This window comes from Candidatus Proelusimicrobium volucris (assembly GCF_959605025.1).
GTDB classification, from domain to species: domain Bacteria; phylum Elusimicrobiota; class Elusimicrobia; order Elusimicrobiales; family Elusimicrobiaceae; genus Proelusimicrobium; species Proelusimicrobium volucris.
This window is the reverse complement of the sequence record NZ_CAUHCY010000005.1, coordinates 82,646-99,869: the sequence shown is the minus strand read 5'-3', so window position 1 is coordinate 99,869 and position 17,224 is coordinate 82,646. Positions and strand designations below refer to the sequence as shown.

Here is a 17,224-nt window from a genome sequence, read left to right as displayed (position 1 = left end):
TCTACCGCGCTCCTTGCTCAGGTTCTTTCTCGTCCGTCTGCATAAGTTTGTGATAATCTTCCCCGCGTTTCTCGGGGTTCATATAAAGGCGTATTTCCAGGCCTTCACCGTCTTGCCTGGCCAGTATCTTGCCTATTTTCAAAAGCTCCAAAACCGCCATAAAACACGTTATTACGCCGCGTTTCTTGGTTTCGCCCAAAAATATCTCGTCCACCAATATCCAGGGCTTTCGTTCAAGAAGATACAAGACTTTATCTATCTTCTTGTCTATCGGGAACTCCTCTATCTTCAATAAATCGGCGTGTTCCCGGCTTTCCAAATTCTCAAAAGCGCGCCGGACCGCCGCCAATAAATCGAAAAGCTGTACGTTTAACACTCTCTCGCCGCCGTCAAATACCGGAGTGCTTTTGTAAAAATTGTCTTTATACTTTTCGAAATTGCCCTGCAAATACGCCGCCGCCTGTTTGAACTTTTGATACTCCACTATCTTTTCTATAAGTTCTTTGGCGGGATCGGGCCCGTCTTCCTCCGAAGTCGGCACCTGCGAAGGCAAAAGCTGCCGCGCCTTTATCTGCATAAGCGTGCTGGCCATTACCAAAAATTCGCCGGCGAGCTCCAAATTAAGCTGTTTCATAATATCAAGATACTCAAGATACTGAGAGGTTATCTCCGATATGTTTATATCGTAAATATCCAGATTGTCTTTCTTGATAAGGTGTAAAAGAAGGTCCATAGGGCCTTCAAATACGTCCAAGTGTATCCTGATGCTTTCGTTTGTCATAACAGCTTCATCACTTTCTTGACTTCTTTTAAAGTCGCCTCCGCGCTCTCGCGCGCCTGCTGAGCGCCGCGCTCCAAAATTTTGTTTAACAAAGCCTTATCGCTTTCGTAGAAGGCTCTGCGTTTGTTAAATTCCGTTATTTCCTTCTCCATAAGTTCAAATAAATGTTTCTTGCACGCCACACAGCCCAAAGCGCCGGCCTTGCACTCCTCACATCGTTTCTGGTAGTCGGGATTGTAAATCTTATGGAAAGCGTATACCGTACAGCCTTCCGGATTGGCCGGGTCGTTGGCTCTTTGTTTGTTGGGATCGGTAAACATAGACATAACTTTCTTGCGTACCGCGGCGGGATCTTCGCCCAAATCTATCGTGTTGCCGTAGGATTTGGACATTTTCCGTCCGTCCAAACCCGGCACCTTCGGCACCGAAGTAAACAAGGGCTTGGGTTCAAACAGCGTATCGGTGGAATAAATATCGTTAAAACGCCTTGCTATGTCGCGTGCTATTTCCATATGCGCCGTCTGGTCCTGCCCTACGGGTACATACGCAGCCTTATGGATAAGTATATCCGTCGCCATAAGTACTGGATAGCCCAAAAATCCGAAAGAGGACATCTCCGAAAGTTCCGCCTCGCTGAGCATCGCCATTTTTTCCGCCGCCACTTTGTCTTCCTGCCCAGCATATTTCTTGCGGAAAAGCTCATTAAGCTGTTCCTTATAGGTAGGATTTCTTAAAAGCCAGCCCAGCGGAGTTATCATCCCCAAAAGCGTGGTCAGCTCGCTTACCTGCGGAACATGCGACTGAATGAATATCGCGCATTTCTCGGGATCTACGCCCGCCGCCAGCCAGTCTATTATCATCTGTTCGCTGTTGGCCGCCAAATCGTCGGTATTTTCCGCAGCCGTAGTCAAAGCGTGCAAATCCGCCACGAAAAAATAGCATTTGTATTTGTTTTGCAAATCCACAAAATTTCTTAAAGCACCGAAATAATTGCCCAAATGCAATCTGCCGGTGGGCCTCATCCCGGAAACTACAATCTTCTCTTTAGTATGATCCATAAGGAACTCCGATAAAACTTAATATTAAAGTTAAAGCCACATTGAAAATAGGCGTAATTACCTTACTGAATACGCCCGTAACTATCAAAACCGCCAATATGATAAAGCCGAAACGATCCCAATTTAAATAACGCGCCGCAGTTTGGGGCGACATAAAATACGATACTATTTTGCTGCCGTCCAAAGGCGGAATCGGTATCAAATTGAATATAGCCAGCACCATATTGATTATTACCGTATAAAGCAGCAGTTTAAGAGCTATCGCGGAAAAAGGCGCCGCCGCGGCCAGTAATTTAAACAGCAGTGCCGCCGCCAGCATCAGGGCGATATTCGTCATCGGGCCGGCCAAAGACACCAAGGCAATATCCTTCCGTCCCCCCCTAAGCCTGAAATAATTTACTGGCACCGGTTTGGCCCAGCCGAACATCGGCGCGTTTATCATAAACAGCGCCAAAGGCACTATTATAGTGCCCACCATATCTATATGTTTCAGTGGATTGAAATTAAGCCGCCCCAGCAAATAGGCGGTATCGTCGCCGCAGCGATAGGCGACGTAGCCATGCGCAAACTCGTGCGCTATTACGGAAAATATCAATACAGGTAAATATAAAATAAAGTCCATATAAGACCATTCTACTAATTTTGGAGCCGATATTGCCTATCATTCGCGTGAATGGTATATAAGAAACGGCCAAGCGTAAATATCCTGTACGACTTGAAGCGATTATTTAAGATTTTTCAGGAAAGAAACCGCCGCCCTTTTGTTTTTAATTTTGCCTCGGTATTGCGCTTTTGCCAGTTTTTTAAGCGCCGAGCCTATTTCCCCGCCCTTAAAGCCCAGGGCCAAAGCATCTTCGGCCTTGAGCAAAAGCGGTCTTAATTTAAATGGCTCTACGGCGGGTTTGTAAAGTTTGATTATTTTGACGGCTTTCGCACTTAGCGCTTTGGCCGGGGCCGCTTTAGCTTCCCGCCATTTAAGAACTTCAAAACAAAGAGCGGTTCCTTCCTTGGGAAGCAACAGTGAAGATACAAAATCCGCCCCCCTTTCGCCCTGCATAAGCGAAAGCAAGGCAATCTTTTCTTCAAAAGTACTAAGAGTATCAATTTTAGAGCCGTATTTTAAATTTCCGAACACAAAATCCAAAAGGCCGTATTTATCGGCCAACTTTAATGCTTTATAAGAGCATTTCTCCCTCAGTATTTTGACAAATTCGTTAACTATTCTCTGGCGGGATAATAAACTTGCCCGTTTTTCCCGCACCGCTTCTCTAAACAATCTTTCGGTATTTTTCCCCAAAGGCCAGCCGAAGCGCGCCGAAAACCTTACCGCGCGGAACAGGCGGGTGGGGTCATCTACAAAACTCTTATCGTGCAGGACTTCTATATAGCCTTTGGATATGGCCTCGCGGGAATTGAACAAATCGTATTCCTTAAGAAATTCGCCTGGCATTATGCTTAACGCCAAAGCGTTACAAGTAAAATCCCGGCGCATTAAATCGTCTTTCAACCCGCTGGGCCTAACCTTAGGCAAAGCGGCGGGCTTAGGGTAAAGCTCCGCGCGGCAGCGTACAAAATCCAGCTTAAGCCCGCAGGCCAAATTGACGCGCGCCGTGCCGAATGCCTTAAAACATTTCGCTTCCGCTCCGTACTTCTTTACACAGAAGTCTATAAGGGAGTGAGTGTCCCCCTCCACGCAAATATCTATGTCTTTGGTAGTTTTGCCTATAAACCTATCCCGCGCGAATCCGCCCACGGCCCAAGCCTTAACTTTTGCGCGTTCAGCTTCCAAGCCGATAGCCTTCAAGATAAGTTTATATTCCATTTTCATATTTTGGGCGGAAGCTCTTTGCCCTCCCGCAAATCCTTAAGCAGGGCCGCCAATAAAGTCAGAGCGGGGTTCTCAGCCAAGACCGCCTGGGCCGCTTCCTTGACGTTTTCGGCGTCGTATTTATCCCGCGCTACGGGAATATATAAGGGATATCCCTTCACCCTCGCGTGCGAAGGCGCCAATGCCGCCAGCTTAAAACCCTTTTGGGCAGAGAGCGCCGCGATAACTTCGCTTTGGCAGGCGCAGTGCTCATCATAATCCAATAGTGCTTTAAGCTCCTCCAAGCCGGCAAGGTAAAAAGGGCTGTAACTTATGTTCATTTCGGAAAGATTTTTGCGCAAAAACTCAAAATCCTTCTGCATTTTCTTTTTGACTTCGTCAAATTTATCTTTCTCCGCTTTAGGCGAGACGAAAACCAAAAGTTCTTTGGGTGGATCGAAGTAGACTATATCCCTGTCGTGGTAGAACATCTCCCCGCAGCTGGGGCAGGACACCAAATTAAGCTCCCCTCCGATCAGTGCTTCCTTAAGTTCGCCGTCTTTATCGCCGCGCACCAGCGTCCAATATTCCGCGTCGAACGCTTCGCATCCGTTGGGGCAGTTTACGCTGCCCTCGCCTTTGATAGATTTCATATACACCTTCCAGAGCGCAAAAATCAGATATGCCCCGTGCGGGACTTGAACCCACACCCTCGGTTCCGAAGACCGGTACTCTATCCAATTGAGCTAACGGGGCTTCGTCATATTTTACCATTTAAGAAAGTAAAATAAGCCGCCGTTTATTTTACCGCGCCAAATTTGCTAGAATTAGCTTATAAACTTTTCTAAAGAGGAGTATTTTTATGGGTGGACATTCACACTGGGCAGGTATCAAACACAAAAAGGCATTGGTAGACGCAAAAAAAGGCAAGGTCTTCACCAAGCTTATCCGCGAAATTACCATAGCCGCCAAAATCGGCGGAGCGGATTTGGGAAGCAATGCCAGGCTTAGAAAGGCCGTCGAAGACGCCAAAGCCGCAAATATGCCTGCAGATAACGTCAAAAGAGCTATTATGAAAGGTACGGGCCAGCTCCCGGGAACCGTATACGAAGAAATCACCTATGAAGGATATGGGCCGGGCTCGGTAGCCGTTATAGTGGAATGTACGACCGACAATAAAAATAGGACTTTCTCCGAAATAAGGAAAATCTTCTCCGATAAAGGCGGAAGCATCGGCACCAGCGGCTGCGTATCTTATATGTTCGCAAAAAAAGGCTTAATCTTGATAGGTAAAGAAGCCACAACGGAAGAAGAACTTATGAACATCGCCCTGGAAGCCGGCGCCGAAGACATTAAAACAGAAGCAGACGGTTTTGAAGTCATCACCGCGATGGAAGACTTGGACACCGTCAAAACCGCCCTTGAAGCCAAAGGCTTAAAATTGGAATCGGCCGAACTGACGATGATACCTTCCAACGAGGTTTCCATTACCGACTTGGAAACGGCTTCCAAAATCGAACGCATGATTGAAGCCCTGGACGATCACGACGATACCAAAAATGTTTATTCCAACTACAATATCGCCGATGATATCTTAGCCCAGCTTGACAAATAGAACATTGGGCATAGACCCCGGTTTGGACAGGACCGGCTGGGCCGTTGTGCAAGACAACGGAGCGGCCGGTCCCGCTTTAGTGGCCTGCGGGCTTATCCACACCGCGGCGGATACCCCTCTGCCCCAAAGGCTTTGCGAAATCTATGAAGAAATAAAAAAAGTGGCGCAAGAGTTCAAACCAGACCAAGCCGCCATGGAAGAAATGTTCTTCCTTAAAAGAGCTTTAACTATGTCGCATACCATACAGACCCGCGGCGTAATTATGCTGGCTCTTCATCAGGCGGGCTTAACCATTTCCGCCTATCCGCCAAAACGGGTTAAACTAACCATAAGCGGCAGCGGCTCCGCAGATAAAAAACAAATGCAGCGCATGGTCCAGCTGACGCTTAAATTGCAAAAACAGCTCTCGCCCGATGACGTCGCCGACGCCGCCGCCATAGCGCTGTGCCATATCAAATGCGCGCCCTTAATGGCGCAGATAGCGCAACAGCAAAAATTCCTGGAAAAAATAAAGCAGGCGAAGAAAGAACAGCTAAACGCTTTCAAAAAGAAACTCTCCAAATAATTTCCAAACCAGCCGCGCTTTTATAGGGTTTTGCGGATTTACCCGCTTTTAAAACCGAACATATAAAATAAACTTTAAATATATACCCCCGTGCCTTTTTAGCAAAGGCAAAATAAAGTAAAATGTAAATATGATAGCTTTCTTGAAAGGAGAAGTATTTGAAATAAGGGAAAATTCCGCGATAGTCTTGGCGGGCGGAGTGGGCTATGAAGTCAATATGCCGCAGGCATCGCTGAGCTCCTTGGAAGAAGGGCGGGAAGCTTCACTTTACATAACCGAATCGCTTTCACCTTACGACGGAACCAGCTTATACGGGTTTATAAGCAAAGACGATCAAACCCTGTTTCTCCTATTTAAAGAAAGCATACCCAATACCGGCCCCAAAAAGGCTTTGGAGTTTTTAAGCAAAGCCCTTAGAAGCCTGCCCGATTTCCACAGGGCGATAATAAATCAAGACGCCAAAATACTTACGGGCATATTCGGCTTTACGGCCAAAACGGCACAGAAAATAATAGACGCTTTGAAAGGCAAAATGGACACCCTTACCGTACAGGGCGAAACGAAAATTAAAACTTTGGATACGCCTTATATGTCGGAACTTTTGGCGGCCCTCAGCGCGCTGGGATACAGTATGGCGGAAGCCAGGCGCGCGATAGAAAAACTGCACAATGAGGGCGGGCTATCCAATAATATGGAAGAAAATATTAAATCGGCTTTGAGGATACTTCGCAAATGACGGCTCATAACGAATATTTAAATGTGGAAGCTAGCGTGGAGGAAAAGAACTCCTCGCTGGAGCACGCCCTCAGGCCCGCCACTTTGGCGGAATTTGTCGGACAGGATAAACTTAAAGAGAATTTGGAAATTTTTATATCCGCCGCCAAAGCCAGGGGCGAAGCGCTGGATCATTGCCTTTTCTATTCCCCGCCGGGTTTGGGCAAAACTACGCTGTCCAATATTTTGGCCAAGGAGATGGGCGTAAACATCAAAAGCACATCGGGCCCCGTTTTGGCGCGACCGGGAGATTTGGCCGCCATGCTCACCACCGAGCTTAATGAAGGCGACATACTTTTTATAGACGAAATACACCGCCTGAACCCCGCGGTGGAAGAAGCGCTCTACCCCGCCATGGAGGATTTTACTTTCTTTATAAATACGGGTAAAGGGGCGGGTTCTACCACGCTTAAACTGGCGGTTCCGAAGTTTACTTTGGTCGGCGCGACGACGCGTTCGGGCCTTTTGACCGGCCCGCTTAGAGACCGCTTCGGCATAGTGTTCAATCTGGGTTTTTACGAAATTAAAGAAATTACCGATATTTTGGAACGCTCGGCAAGACTGCTTAAAATAGACGCCGACAGGCCCGGCCTTACGGAAATAGCGCGCCGTTCGCGCGGTACGCCCCGTATAGCCAACCGCCTGCTTAGAAGGGCGCGCGACTTCGCGCAAGTTAAGGGCGATGGCGTCATTACCGAGGAAATTGCCGTTATGGCCATGGAAGCTTTGGACATAGACAAAGAAGGCTTGGACAGCGTAGACAAAAAAATACTCAGCGCCCTGATAGAGAAATTCGGCGGCGGGCCCGTAGGTATGGAAAACCTCGCCATAGCCGTATCGCAGGAAACCGATACCCTTACCGACGCCATTGAACCCTACCTGATAAAAGCGGGTTTTATTACCCGTACGCCCAGGGGGCGCGTCGCCACGCAAAAGGCATACGACCATTTAGGCCGCAAAAACCCCAACGGACTTTTTTGATGAAATATATATCGCGTTTTTTTATCTTGTTTGCATTTGCCGCTTTGCCGTTTCAAACTCTGTGCGCCAAAGAGGTAAAAATATTGATAGCGGAAAATAAGCCGTCCATATCGGTGGAGGCTTCTTCCTCTTTTAAAATAACGGATTTGTCGGGCGGCAAAAAATATTTGGTAAAAAAGGGCGGGAAGTTTACCGTATCGGGCGATAAAAAAGGCGTCAAGGCGGGCAGCGTCAAATCAGGCAAAGGCCTGCTTTTGGCTTTAACTTCCCCAAAAGAGAGTTTTACGCTCGGCGGCAATAAATACAACGGCAAATTGCTTATACAACCAGCGAAATCGGGCGTAAACATAATAGAACAAACCGATTTGGAAAATTATCTGCTCGGCGTTTTGCCCTACGAGATGAGCGCCTCCTGGCCGCTTGAAGCCCTAAAAGCGCAAGCCGTCGCCGCAAGAACTTATACCCTAAAAAGCATAGAGGATAAAAAAACGCAGGATTTCGACCTTTATTCCGACGTCCGAAGCCAAATGTATAAAGGTTCCGTAAAAGTATATGAAAGCGTAGAGAAAGCGGTAAATCAAACCAAAGGCGAAACGCTGACTTACAAAGGCAAACTTTTCTACACCTATTACCACGCCAACTGCGGCGGCCATACCGACCCTATCCCCTGGCTTAAAGACACGATAAAACCTCTAAGCGGCGCCAAATGCGGATACTGCAAAAACAGCAAAAGCGCGAATTGGCAGGCGACGATAAGTTTAAGCGCAATAAACAATTTCCTAAAACAAAACAAAATACCCGGCACCTTCAAGAGCGTATCCGTAGCCAAAAAGGAATCTTCAGGCAGAGCCAAAACTTTAACCATAAGGACGAGCAAAACCAAAAAAGAAGTAAACTGCAACAGCTTTAGGGTGGCGGTAGGCTCCACTAAAATGAAAAGCTGCTTTTTGACCAAAATCAAAGGCCGCACCTTTACCGGCAAAGGCTACGGCCACGGCGGCGGAATGTGCCAAGACGGCGCCAAAGGAATGGCGGAAGCCGGCAAAGATTACAAGGATATTTTGGACAGATATTATCCTTCTTCCAAAATAACAAGGATTTAATATGGCGTTTGAAAGATTCAAAAAGTTTAACGTAGACGACTTAATAGCGAAAAACCCCGCAGACCCGCGCGACTCCAGCAGATTGATGGTTTTAAACAGAAAAACGGGCGAGATAAAGCATCAAATCTTCAGGGATTTGCCGCAATTCATCAACGCGGGCGATACTATCGTCATAAACGATTCAAAAGTATTTCCCGCGAAACTCTTCGCGCATAAAGAGACGGGCGGCAAAATGGAAGTATTGCTGGTAAGACAGCTGCAAGACAAATATTCCTGGGCTGTTTTGTTAAGGCAATACAAACCGGGTACGAAATTAAACTTCGGCCATGATTTGCAGGGCGAGGTAATATCCAACACCGAAAACGGCGAGGCTGTAATAAAGTTCAATAAAGAAGACATTTTGCCCTATTGCCGCGAATACGGGCTTATGCCTCTGCCCCCTTATATAGAAAAGGCTCGCAAGCACGCGGGCATGCCCCTTTCGATAGGGAGCGACAAACAGCGTTACCAAACGGTATATGCGCATAATGAAGGCTCCATAGCCGCGCCGACGGCGGGCTTTCACTTTACGCCGCAGCTGCTTGATACTCTCAAACAAAAAGGCGTTAATATCGCTTATGTTACTTTACACGTAGGCTGGGGCACATTCAAACCGCTTCGCACCGAGCCCGAAGAACATACAATGCTGGCAGAATTCGCCGTAATGCCTAAAGAAACGGCCGATATAATCAATAAAACAAAACAGAACGGCGGCAGGCTCTTTTCCGTCGGAACGACCAGCACCCGCACGATTGAAAGCTTCGCCGACGATAAGGGTTTTGTAGCGCCCGGCGGCAAGTGGACGGATCTGTTCATCTATCAAGGCTATAAATTTAAAGCGGTTGACGCCTTGATAACCAATTTCCACTTCCCCGATTCCACGCCTTTATGTATGGTGTCGGCTTTCGCCACCGAGGATTTTATATATAAGGCTTACAGCCAGGCGGTGGAACTTAAATACCGTTTTTATTCTTTCGGAGATTCAATGCTGATATTATGAACGAACTTAAAGACATTAAAATAACATCACCATTTACCGTAGACGCGTGGGACGGCTCCTCAAAAGCCAGAACGGCGCGCCTTTATACCAAACACGGCCTGGTGCAAACGCCCGTATTTATGCCAGTGGCGACGCAGGCCTGCGTCAAAGCCTTGACGGAAGAAGACTTGCACCATGTAAAAGCGCAATGCATACTTTCAAACACCTATCACCTTTATTTAAGGCCCGGCACCGACCTGCTGGAAAAGATGGGCGGCCTGCATAAATTTATGCACTGGGATTCCAGTATACTCACCGATTCGGGCGGGTTTCAGGTACATAGCCTTTCGCATTTAAGGAAAATAACGGAAGAGGGCGTATGGTTCAAATCACACCACGACGGCAGCAAGCATTTCTTTTCGCCGGAAAACGTGATAGAGGCCGAAAGTAAAATCGGATCCGATATCTGGACTTGCCTTGACGTCCTTATCCCCGCCACCGCCAAAGAAAACGAAGCAAAAAAAGCGCTTGAAATTACCAAACGCTGGGCCAGGCGCGCGGCGGCCAAATATCACTCCATGGTGCCGCAGAATATAACAAGAAACGAAGACGGATCCTTTTCCGTCCCGCACTCTATTTTGTTTGGGATAATACAGGGCGCCATTTATCCACGCCTTAGGGAAGAAGCCGCCAAAGATATGGCAACTTTGCCGGTGCACGGCTTTTGCATAGGCGGGCTTTCCGTCGGCGAAACCAGGGAAGAAATGAACCTTGCCCTGCGCCATACCGTCCCGCATTTGCCCGACGGAAAACCGCGCTACCTTATGGGGCTTGGCACCCCGCAGGAAATTCTGGACTGCATAGAACAGGGCGTAGATATGTTTGACTGCGTCTGGCCGACCAGAGTAGCCAGAAACGGACAGGTAATGACCAGCGGCGGCAAGGTGAATATCAAAAATCTCGTCTACCGAACACAGGATAAACCGCTTGACGATAAATGCGATTGCTTCGTCTGCAAGAATTATTCCAGGGCTTATTTGTCGCATTTGTTTAGGGCCGGCGAACTTACCAGCCACAGACTGCTTTCCATTCACAATATACGCTTCCTTACCAGAATGATGGAACAGGTAAGATCTTCAATAAAAGAGGGTACCTTCCTCAAATTCAAAGCGGAAATGGAAGAAGCTTATAAATAAAATCAAGACATTTAAAAAGCCCCGATTTTATATCGGGGCTTTTTTATTAGGCAGATAAAATATCAAGTATAACTTTCCATATAGGTGTATAAGCCTTCTTTTTTGCAGCGCTTTAAAGCGGCGTCGTAAATACTTTCCGCCGCCTTGGCGTCGCCCAAAGCATAGATAAGCTGCGCCAAAGAGAACTCCGTAAGGAGCTGGCCGCGTATTTCGTCGGAAGAAGCAAAAAGTTCCTTAGCCTCTTTAAGTTCCGCCAGAGCCTCTTTAAGTTTATTTTTCCTTTTCAGCACGTCGGCCTTGCCCCATTTGACGAAACCCAAATCCACCGTATCGTTTATACTGGTGTATAAAGCGTCGGCGCGTTTATAGCGTTTTAAAGCCTCGTCATAACTGCCAAGCTGTCTAAGCCCATTGGCCATACCGCAGTTAGTGTAGGCTTTGCCGAATATGTCTTCGCTGTTTTTAAATATCGCTTCGGCCTTTTTATAATTATCCACGCAGCCTTTAATGTCGCCCGCTATCCTGCTGATACCCGCAAGCCCGCAATAGCCGTATGCCTCCGACATTTTATCCTTCGCGCGTTTGGCCAATTTTATCGCTAATTTAAAATATTCTATCCCCTCCTTAAACTGCCCTTTCAAACGGCATATTCCGCCCAAAGCCCAGTATATAAACGATATTCCGGCGGTGTCCTTTTCGCTTTCGTAATAGCTTAAAACTTCTTTTAATAACTGTACGGCTTCATCAAGGCGCCCAAGCGCTCTTAAAGACATTCCCATCTCCTGCAAAGCCGTCATAGCATAATCCAAAAACTGCTGTTTCTCGGCCATATCAAACGCCTGTGAGGCCACGTCATAAGCCGTCTGCGCTATGCCCAAAGTTCTGTAACATTTTGACATCGCCAAAGCTATATCCAGCTTGAATAAAAGGAATTCTTCCCCTTCTTCAGCGCCGGCTTTGGCTGGTATTTTATTGTAAGAATCGGCCTTTGAATACAATACTATCGCCTCTTCAAAATGGCCGAGCATACGCCGCGCTTCCGCCATTAAATAATAAATTTTCGCGTCGCGTCCTTTATAAGAAGCCAAATCTTCCAATACTTCCAAAGGCTTATTATCGTCTAAAAGATCCTCGTAGAAATTTGCGTCTCGCATAAAGCCCTCCGCTTTTTTATTTTTATATATTCTAACAAAAAAATAACTATCCCCTTTTAAGAGGATAGTTATCTTCTAAATCATTTTTGCCTAGCGTCTCATGCGCTGTTCCAAATACGCCTTCAAATCGTTGACGTCGTTGGAGTGGAACACTGCCTCTTGATACGTTATCTTGTTGGCCAGATACAAATCGCCAAGGCATTGGTTCATCGTCTGCATACCCTGCTGCTGGCTGGTCTGCATCACGTGGACAAGCTGCTCTATTTTCTTATCTCTTATCAAAGCCCTTACGGCAGGCGTCGCCAATAAAACTTCCGGCGCCAATATGCGGCCTTTTCCGTCGGCCGTCTGCAACAGTTGCTGAGAGATAATACCTTCCAACACAAAAGACAGCTGCGTCCTCGCCTGCTCCTGTTGATTCGGCGGGAACATATCCAATATGCGGTTTATCGTCTGCATAGCGTCACTAGTGTGCAAAGTGCCGAATACCAAGTGACCCGTTTCCGCCGCGTTTAAAGCCTGCTGCGTCGTTTCCAAATCGCGCATTTCGCCTATTAAAATGACGTCCGGATCCTGCCTTAACACATATCTTAACGCCGTGGCGAAATCTTTCGTATCCTGCCCTACTTCCCTCTGGTTCACGATACTTCTTTTATGCTCGTGAATAAATTCTATCGGGTCTTCCACCGTCATTATATGATAACCGTAATGTTCGTTTATAAAGTTTATAATGCTAGCTAAAGTCGTAGATTTTCCCGAACCGGTAGGCCCCGTCACCAATACCAAGCCTTTGGTCATATGCACCAAAGAATCTACCGCCGCGGGCAAACCCAACTGCCTGAAAGTTTTAAAGTCAAACGGAATAGCCCTTATCGCCACGCCCATGCTGCCGCGCTGTCTGTATAAATTGACCCTCATTCTGCCAAAATTCTTTAAGGAAATGGCAAAATCCAATTCGTTGGTGGATTCAAAACGGCCTTTTTGCTCCTCGCTCATTACCGCATATATCAAATTTTGTATCCGTTCCGAAGTTAGAACCTCATACGGAGTCTGAAACAACTTGCCGTCTATACGCAAAATGGGAGGAACCCCTACCGTCAAATGCAGATCCGACGCGTTCTTGCTCTTCATCAACTGAAATAATACGTCTAATGTTAACAAATCTTTACCGCTTCCGTTTCCCATAATTGCTCCTATAAATTTTATTTACCTACTAAATCTACCGCGGCATTGTTCATGCCGCCTATCTCTCCGTTGCTCGCATTCACAGAGAACATATATCTTATCGGCTCGGACCTAACTTTGGAAGCGAAAAATTCCACCACGTAAGTATTGCCATGCAGCAAATTGCTGCCCCATCTAGTTTGATAATCCGCGCCGTATATCTTACCAAATCGCTCATCTATCGTAGTACCGTCGGCAAGCCTATAATTCCGGACCAAATTCTCGCAATAGCGCGCCATGTCCTGCGTCGTGTCTTGCACACTGCCGTTGTTTTGCGTCAGATTGCCGTTCTTTATAGGAGCGGAGGCAAACGGAACTTCCGGCGAAGCCATACCCTCATCTATCCCCTGTATCACCGAGCGCGAAATTTGATCTTCCATATCCATAGCGCCCGCACTCGCCTGCTGAGTTTGCGCCCCTTTCGCGCTTGCGCCTTCTTTGCTCTGTTCCGAAGTGAACATCATCATCAAAGCCACTATCACCAAAACGACCATAAACATTACCATTATATATATCAGGTCGTTCCGTTTGTTCTTCGGCTCGCGCACCCTTCCGTCGCTTGAGCTTATTATCTTTCCGCTAGTAGTGGGGGCCGGCTTTACAAATTGGCTGTTTACCGAATCTTGGACCGATAATAAGCCGGTGTCAACCTCGTGATTTTCCTCAATAATGCCGTGGTTGGGAGAAGAATGCACGCCATACTCTTTTTCGTCGTCTATGGAAAGGATATCCCTTTTTTCGGAATCTTCAAAATAGTCCTCTTCCTCACGTTCTGCGCCGTCACCCTCATCTTCCGTTATCGTTGCGCGCGGCAAAACTTTATTTTTAAAAGACTGCTCGTCCTCCGGATCTATATGAACTACCGGCGCGGAAGAAGTAAAAGTTTCCAAAGAGTCGTCACTTTCTTCTCTTTCCGTTTCCGGCTCGTCCAGATCGTCGGCGTCTTCCTCATCTTTAATCGCGGCGGCTTTGGCTTGTTCTTCCCTTAATATCTTACGCCCGGGATTTTCGTTCGGGTTCGAGTTTTCCTCTTTAACAGAGGAAGCCCCCCCCTCCTCAGGCGCCACTACAACCGCTTCGCTATGAGAAGATTCTTCCTTAAAAATCTTATCCGGGGAAGATGACTCTTCCTTGGCCAAAGTTTCCTCTTCGTTGAAAACGACTTCCGCCTCTTCCCCCTTTATATCGTCGGAAGGTTCTTTTAAGGCCTGTTCTATATTCTCTTCCCTGTTGCCCAAAACGGCCGCGGCGGGTATTTCGTCAAGTAAATTATCGTCCATAGCCGCATTGAGGGGCGAGCGCGCGTGTATCGTTTCCTCCATAGAGGCCTCGCTCTCCGCAGGCAAATCATTAAGATTCACTCGTTCGGTATAGACATTATATTCGGTAGGGGCCTTTTCCTCGGGAAGAGGTGATTCCTCTTTCTCCTGTTCGGCATAAGCCTTAGGCAAATCTTCAATTATCGGCTTAGGCTCGAAGAGAGGCTCGCCCCCTTCAGGCAAAGCTTTCTCGCCTTCCGAAAATATCGGTTTGACTTCGGAAAGATTCTCCCCTTGGGGTAATTCATTTAAAGAATGCTCAGAGAAAGGGCGTTCTTCCGTTGATGTCTGAGAGGATTGCCCCAGAGGCGAGGAATCTTTAGAGGGAATATCTTCCTTTTCTTCGTTCGGCTCTTTTGGCGCAGGGGAACCCTCCGAAGGTTTTGCGTAATGAGAAGGATCCAAGAAATAACCGAAGTCCTGCATATACTGCTCGGCCGGTTTCCAAGCCTCGCTGTTTTCGCTTTCATGTTCCGGACAGACAAAAGTATCCGCCGAAAATTCCGCATCGTTTACTATTTCCCCCACCGGAAGCGGCCCCACTACGTCCGCCCCCTTCAGATACCAATATTTCATCCTTGCCCCTTTTCCTATATCTAGCAATATTGCAAAGCAGCCCTCATTCTCTTTAATACCATATCTTTACCCATATATTCAAGCATTTTGAATAATGTGGGGCCGTTGGTTCTGCCCGATACCGCCACTCTTACGGGGTGGAAAATCTGCCCCGCTTTCAAACCCGCTTCCTTTGCGGCTGCTCTGGCGGTTTGTTCCAACGTTTGCTCGGTGAAGTCCTGCAAGGCGCCGTATTTATCTATCATCAGTTCAAGCGCTTTCTTTGCGGTTTCCGTCTTGAAAACTTTATTTACGGCGGCTTCGTCGAATTTGACTTCATCGGTAAAGAAGAAACTTATCAGATCGGGTATTTCCCTCAAAGTTTTATATTTCTCCTGCTCCAACGCGACTATTTGCTCAAGCCGTTCTTCGTCTACGCCCTTGGCTATGCCGGCTTCCTCTATAAACGGTTTGGCCCTGTTTAAAAGCTCCTTGGAGCTAAGCTGCCTTATATAATCCCCGTTCATCCACATAAGTTTTACCGTATCAAATACGGCGGGGCTTTTTTGGCAGCCCTTAATATCAAATTTCTCTTCCAGTTCGCCGGGCGCGAAAAGCTGCTGCGAATCGGGCGTACTCCAGCCCAAAAGCGCCAAGTAGTTTATCATCGCCTCAGGCAAAAAGCCTTGGCGTTTGTATTCTATTACGCTGGTATCGCCGTGGCGTTTGGAAAGTTTCGTACCGTCGGGGCCGTGTATCATCGAGAGATGCGCAAAAATAGGTTCCTTCCACCCCAAAGCCCTATACATCTGTATTTGCGCCGGCGTATTGGAAATATGGTCATCGCCGCGGATAATATGAGTCATTTCCATAAGATGATCGTCTATCACACAGGCAAAGTTATAAGTCGGATATCCGCTGGTCTTTTGTATTACCAAGTCGTACAAATCCCTATTGGCAAAGCTAACTTCCCCGCGGATTAAATCGTTAAATACCGTTTCGCCTTCGCTCGGCATTTTGAAACGTATTACGTATTTGCGGCCCTGGGCCTCAAGCTCGGCCTGCTGTTCTTTGGTAAGATTGCGGCATTTGCCCGGATAACGGGGAGGCCTATGCTCCGCATGCGCTTTTTGGCGCATATCCTCAAGTTCCTCGGGCGTGCAATAGCATTTATATGCTTTACCTTCCGCCAAAAGCTGATCTATATATTTTTTGTATATCCCCATATCAGCGCGCTGCGCTTGATAATACGGCGGGAAATTTCCCTTGACGCTGCCGTCGGGCATCGGGCCTTCGTCCCAAGTCAAACCTGCCCACATCAAACCTTGATATATAGCGTCAACGGATTCTTGTGTTGATCTTTCTTCGTCGGTGTCCTCTATTCTTAAAATGAAAGTACCGCCTTCTTTTTTAGCAAAAAGATAGTTGAAAAGCGCCGTCCTTAATCCGCCGATATGAAGGTGCCCTGTCGGCGAGGGGGCAAATCTTACTCTTATAGTCATAATATAAAAACCTCTTGTCTATTCTATAAATATATTATACTTTTTATTTAGGAACTTTCTATCAATCCTCAAGGAGATTCTAGATGTCAGTAAGAATTATAGCGACTGGCGGTACTTTCGACAAAGAATATAATGAACTTACGGGCGAGCTGTTCTTTACCCGTACCCACCTTAAAGAAGTGCTTAAAATGGGGCGTTGCCGCCTGCCTGTGGCAATAACGCAGCTTATGCTTAAAGACAGTTTGTTTATGTCCGAAAAAGACAGAGCGGAAATAGCGAAAACCTGCAAAAACGCCAAAGAAAACAGTATCGTCATTACGCACGGTACCGATACCATGGAACAAACCGCCCGCTATTTGGGGGCAAAAGTAAAAAACAAAACCATAGTTCTTACCGGTGCAATGATCCCTTATAAATTCGGCACTTCCGACGGTATATTTAATTTGGCGACCGCCATGGCTTTTTCCCAGTCGCTGCCCAACGGGGTATATGTCGCGATGAACGGGAAATTGTTCTCCTTTGATAATGTCACAAAAAATAAAAAGAAAGGAATTTTCGTTTCCAAGGTGTAA

17 protein-coding genes and 1 tRNA gene are annotated in these 17,224 nt (G+C 47.0%); 8 read left to right on the top strand and 10 right to left on the bottom strand.

The features are described 5' to 3' along the window. Position 1 precedes the first annotated feature (1 nt). From ACQY3M_RS05900 to ACQY3M_RS05875, 6 genes are all read right to left on the bottom strand, one after another. Complete coding sequence (locus ACQY3M_RS05900; protein WP_428066718.1) at positions 2–781, bottom strand: segregation and condensation protein A; 780 nt, start codon at positions 779–781, stop codon at positions 2–4. Next, positions 778–1,839: a tryptophan--tRNA ligase gene (gene trpS / locus ACQY3M_RS05895; protein ID WP_428066717.1), complete on the bottom strand. Its 1,062-nt coding sequence runs from the start codon at positions 1,837–1,839 to the stop codon at positions 778–780. The genes ACQY3M_RS05900 and trpS overlap by 4 nt, the downstream gene beginning before the upstream one ends. Beyond that, positions 1,826–2,461, bottom strand: a complete 636-nt coding sequence (locus tag ACQY3M_RS05890) for a site-2 protease family protein (RefSeq protein WP_428066716.1) — start codon at positions 2,459–2,461, stop codon at positions 1,826–1,828. The genes trpS and ACQY3M_RS05890 overlap by 14 nt, the downstream gene beginning before the upstream one ends. Before the next feature lie 102 nt (positions 2,462–2,563). Continuing rightward, positions 2,564–3,661: a hypothetical protein gene (locus ACQY3M_RS05885; RefSeq protein ID WP_428066715.1), complete on the bottom strand. Its 1,098-nt coding sequence runs from the start codon at positions 3,659–3,661 to the stop codon at positions 2,564–2,566. Between the two features lie 2 nt (positions 3,662–3,663). Then, on the bottom strand, positions 3,664–4,299 hold the full coding sequence (locus tag ACQY3M_RS05880) for a CpXC domain-containing protein (protein ID WP_428066713.1): 636 nt from the start codon (positions 4,297–4,299) through the stop codon (positions 3,664–3,666). A gap of 30 nt (positions 4,300–4,329) precedes the next feature. Further along, positions 4,330–4,402: transfer RNA gene (locus tag ACQY3M_RS05875), tRNA-Arg, on the bottom strand. 106 nt (positions 4,403–4,508) lie between these two features. On the opposite strand from ACQY3M_RS05875, the gene ACQY3M_RS05870 reads away from it, so the two are divergent. The 7 genes from ACQY3M_RS05870 (at position 4,509) to tgt (ending at position 10,898) form a co-directional block, all read left to right on the top strand. Beyond that, entirely contained in the window at positions 4,509–5,261 is a 753-nt protein-coding gene (locus ACQY3M_RS05870) for a YebC/PmpR family DNA-binding transcriptional regulator (protein ID WP_428066712.1), read from the top strand. Next, the gene (gene ruvC / locus ACQY3M_RS05865; RefSeq protein ID WP_428066710.1) at positions 5,251–5,826 is read left to right on the top strand and encodes a crossover junction endodeoxyribonuclease RuvC; all 576 of its coding nucleotides are present in this window, start codon (positions 5,251–5,253) and stop codon (positions 5,824–5,826) included. Before ACQY3M_RS05870 ends, ruvC begins: the two co-directional genes overlap by 11 nt. A gap of 130 nt (positions 5,827–5,956) precedes the next feature. Continuing rightward, complete coding sequence (gene ruvA / locus ACQY3M_RS05860; protein WP_428066709.1) at positions 5,957–6,562, top strand: Holliday junction branch migration protein RuvA; 606 nt, start codon at positions 5,957–5,959, stop codon at positions 6,560–6,562. Continuing rightward, entirely contained in the window at positions 6,559–7,581 is a 1,023-nt protein-coding gene (gene ruvB, locus ACQY3M_RS05855; protein WP_428066707.1) for a Holliday junction branch migration DNA helicase RuvB, read from the top strand. The genes ruvA and ruvB overlap by 4 nt, the downstream gene beginning before the upstream one ends. Next, positions 7,581–8,684, top strand: coding sequence for a SpoIID/LytB domain-containing protein (locus tag ACQY3M_RS05850; RefSeq protein ID WP_428066705.1), 1,104 nt, complete (start codon positions 7,581–7,583; stop codon positions 8,682–8,684). Before ruvB ends, ACQY3M_RS05850 begins: the two co-directional genes overlap by 1 nt. Position 8,685: 1 nt before the next feature. After that, entirely contained in the window at positions 8,686–9,723 is a 1,038-nt protein-coding gene (gene queA / locus ACQY3M_RS05845) for a tRNA preQ1(34) S-adenosylmethionine ribosyltransferase-isomerase QueA (protein ID WP_428066703.1), read from the top strand. Beyond that, positions 9,720–10,898 (top strand): tRNA guanosine(34) transglycosylase Tgt, encoded by a 1,179-nt coding sequence (gene tgt, locus ACQY3M_RS05840; RefSeq protein ID WP_428066702.1) that lies wholly within the window; start codon positions 9,720–9,722, stop codon positions 10,896–10,898. Before queA ends, tgt begins: the two co-directional genes overlap by 4 nt. 62 nt (positions 10,899–10,960) lie before the next feature. Here tgt and ACQY3M_RS05835 read toward each other — a convergent pair whose 3' ends face one another. The 4 genes from ACQY3M_RS05835 to gltX form a co-directional block, all read right to left on the bottom strand. Beyond that, positions 10,961–12,052: a tetratricopeptide repeat protein gene (locus tag ACQY3M_RS05835; RefSeq protein WP_428066700.1), complete on the bottom strand. Its 1,092-nt coding sequence runs from the start codon at positions 12,050–12,052 to the stop codon at positions 10,961–10,963. A gap of 90 nt (positions 12,053–12,142) precedes the next feature. Then, entirely contained in the window at positions 12,143–13,237 is a 1,095-nt protein-coding gene (locus ACQY3M_RS05830; protein WP_428066699.1) for a type IV pilus twitching motility protein PilT, read from the bottom strand. Between the two features lie 17 nt (positions 13,238–13,254). After that, complete coding sequence (locus ACQY3M_RS05825) at positions 13,255–15,171, bottom strand: hypothetical protein (RefSeq protein WP_428066697.1); 1,917 nt, start codon at positions 15,169–15,171, stop codon at positions 13,255–13,257. Between the two features lie 20 nt (positions 15,172–15,191). Continuing rightward, positions 15,192–16,652 carry a glutamate--tRNA ligase gene (gene gltX, locus ACQY3M_RS05820; RefSeq protein ID WP_428066695.1) on the bottom strand — a complete coding sequence of 487 codons (1,461 nt, stop codon included), beginning with the start codon at positions 16,650–16,652 and terminating at the stop codon, positions 15,192–15,194. 83 nt (positions 16,653–16,735) lie between these two features. Here gltX and ACQY3M_RS05815 point away from each other — a divergent pair, with 83 nt between their 5' ends. Beyond that, on the top strand, positions 16,736–17,224 hold the full coding sequence (locus ACQY3M_RS05815) for an asparaginase domain-containing protein (protein ID WP_428066693.1): 489 nt from the start codon (positions 16,736–16,738) through the stop codon (positions 17,222–17,224).

Coding starts and splice junctions, on each gene's coding strand:
- ACQY3M_RS05830 (WP_428066699.1), bottom strand. CDS start 13,237: ATGGGAAACGGAAGCGGTAAAGATTTGTTAACATTAGACGTATTATTT.
- ACQY3M_RS05815 (WP_428066693.1), top strand. CDS start 16,736: ATGTCAGTAAGAATTATAGCGACTGGCGGTACTTTCGACAAAGAATAT.
- trpS (WP_428066717.1), bottom strand. CDS start 1,839: ATGGATCATACTAAAGAGAAGATTGTAGTTTCCGGGATGAGGCCCACC.
- ACQY3M_RS05850 (WP_428066705.1), top strand. CDS start 7,581: ATGAAATATATATCGCGTTTTTTTATCTTGTTTGCATTTGCCGCTTTG.
- ACQY3M_RS05825 (WP_428066697.1), bottom strand. CDS start 15,171: ATGAAATATTGGTATCTGAAGGGGGCGGACGTAGTGGGGCCGCTTCCG.
- gltX (WP_428066695.1), bottom strand. CDS start 16,652: ATGACTATAAGAGTAAGATTTGCCCCCTCGCCGACAGGGCACCTTCAT.
- ACQY3M_RS05880 (WP_428066713.1), bottom strand. CDS start 4,299: ATGAAATCTATCAAAGGCGAGGGCAGCGTAAACTGCCCCAACGGATGC.
- queA (WP_428066703.1), top strand. CDS start 8,686: ATGGCGTTTGAAAGATTCAAAAAGTTTAACGTAGACGACTTAATAGCG.
- ACQY3M_RS05885 (WP_428066715.1), bottom strand. CDS start 3,661: ATGGAATATAAACTTATCTTGAAGGCTATCGGCTTGGAAGCTGAACGC.
- ACQY3M_RS05900 (WP_428066718.1), bottom strand. CDS start 781: ATGACAAACGAAAGCATCAGGATACACTTGGACGTATTTGAAGGCCCT.
- ACQY3M_RS05835 (WP_428066700.1), bottom strand. CDS start 12,052: ATGCGAGACGCAAATTTCTACGAGGATCTTTTAGACGATAATAAGCCT.
- ruvB (WP_428066707.1), top strand. CDS start 6,559: ATGACGGCTCATAACGAATATTTAAATGTGGAAGCTAGCGTGGAGGAA.
- ACQY3M_RS05870 (WP_428066712.1), top strand. CDS start 4,509: ATGGGTGGACATTCACACTGGGCAGGTATCAAACACAAAAAGGCATTG.
- ACQY3M_RS05890 (WP_428066716.1), bottom strand. CDS start 2,461: ATGGACTTTATTTTATATTTACCTGTATTGATATTTTCCGTAATAGCG.
- ruvA (WP_428066709.1), top strand. CDS start 5,957: ATGATAGCTTTCTTGAAAGGAGAAGTATTTGAAATAAGGGAAAATTCC.
- tgt (WP_428066702.1), top strand. CDS start 9,720: ATGAACGAACTTAAAGACATTAAAATAACATCACCATTTACCGTAGAC.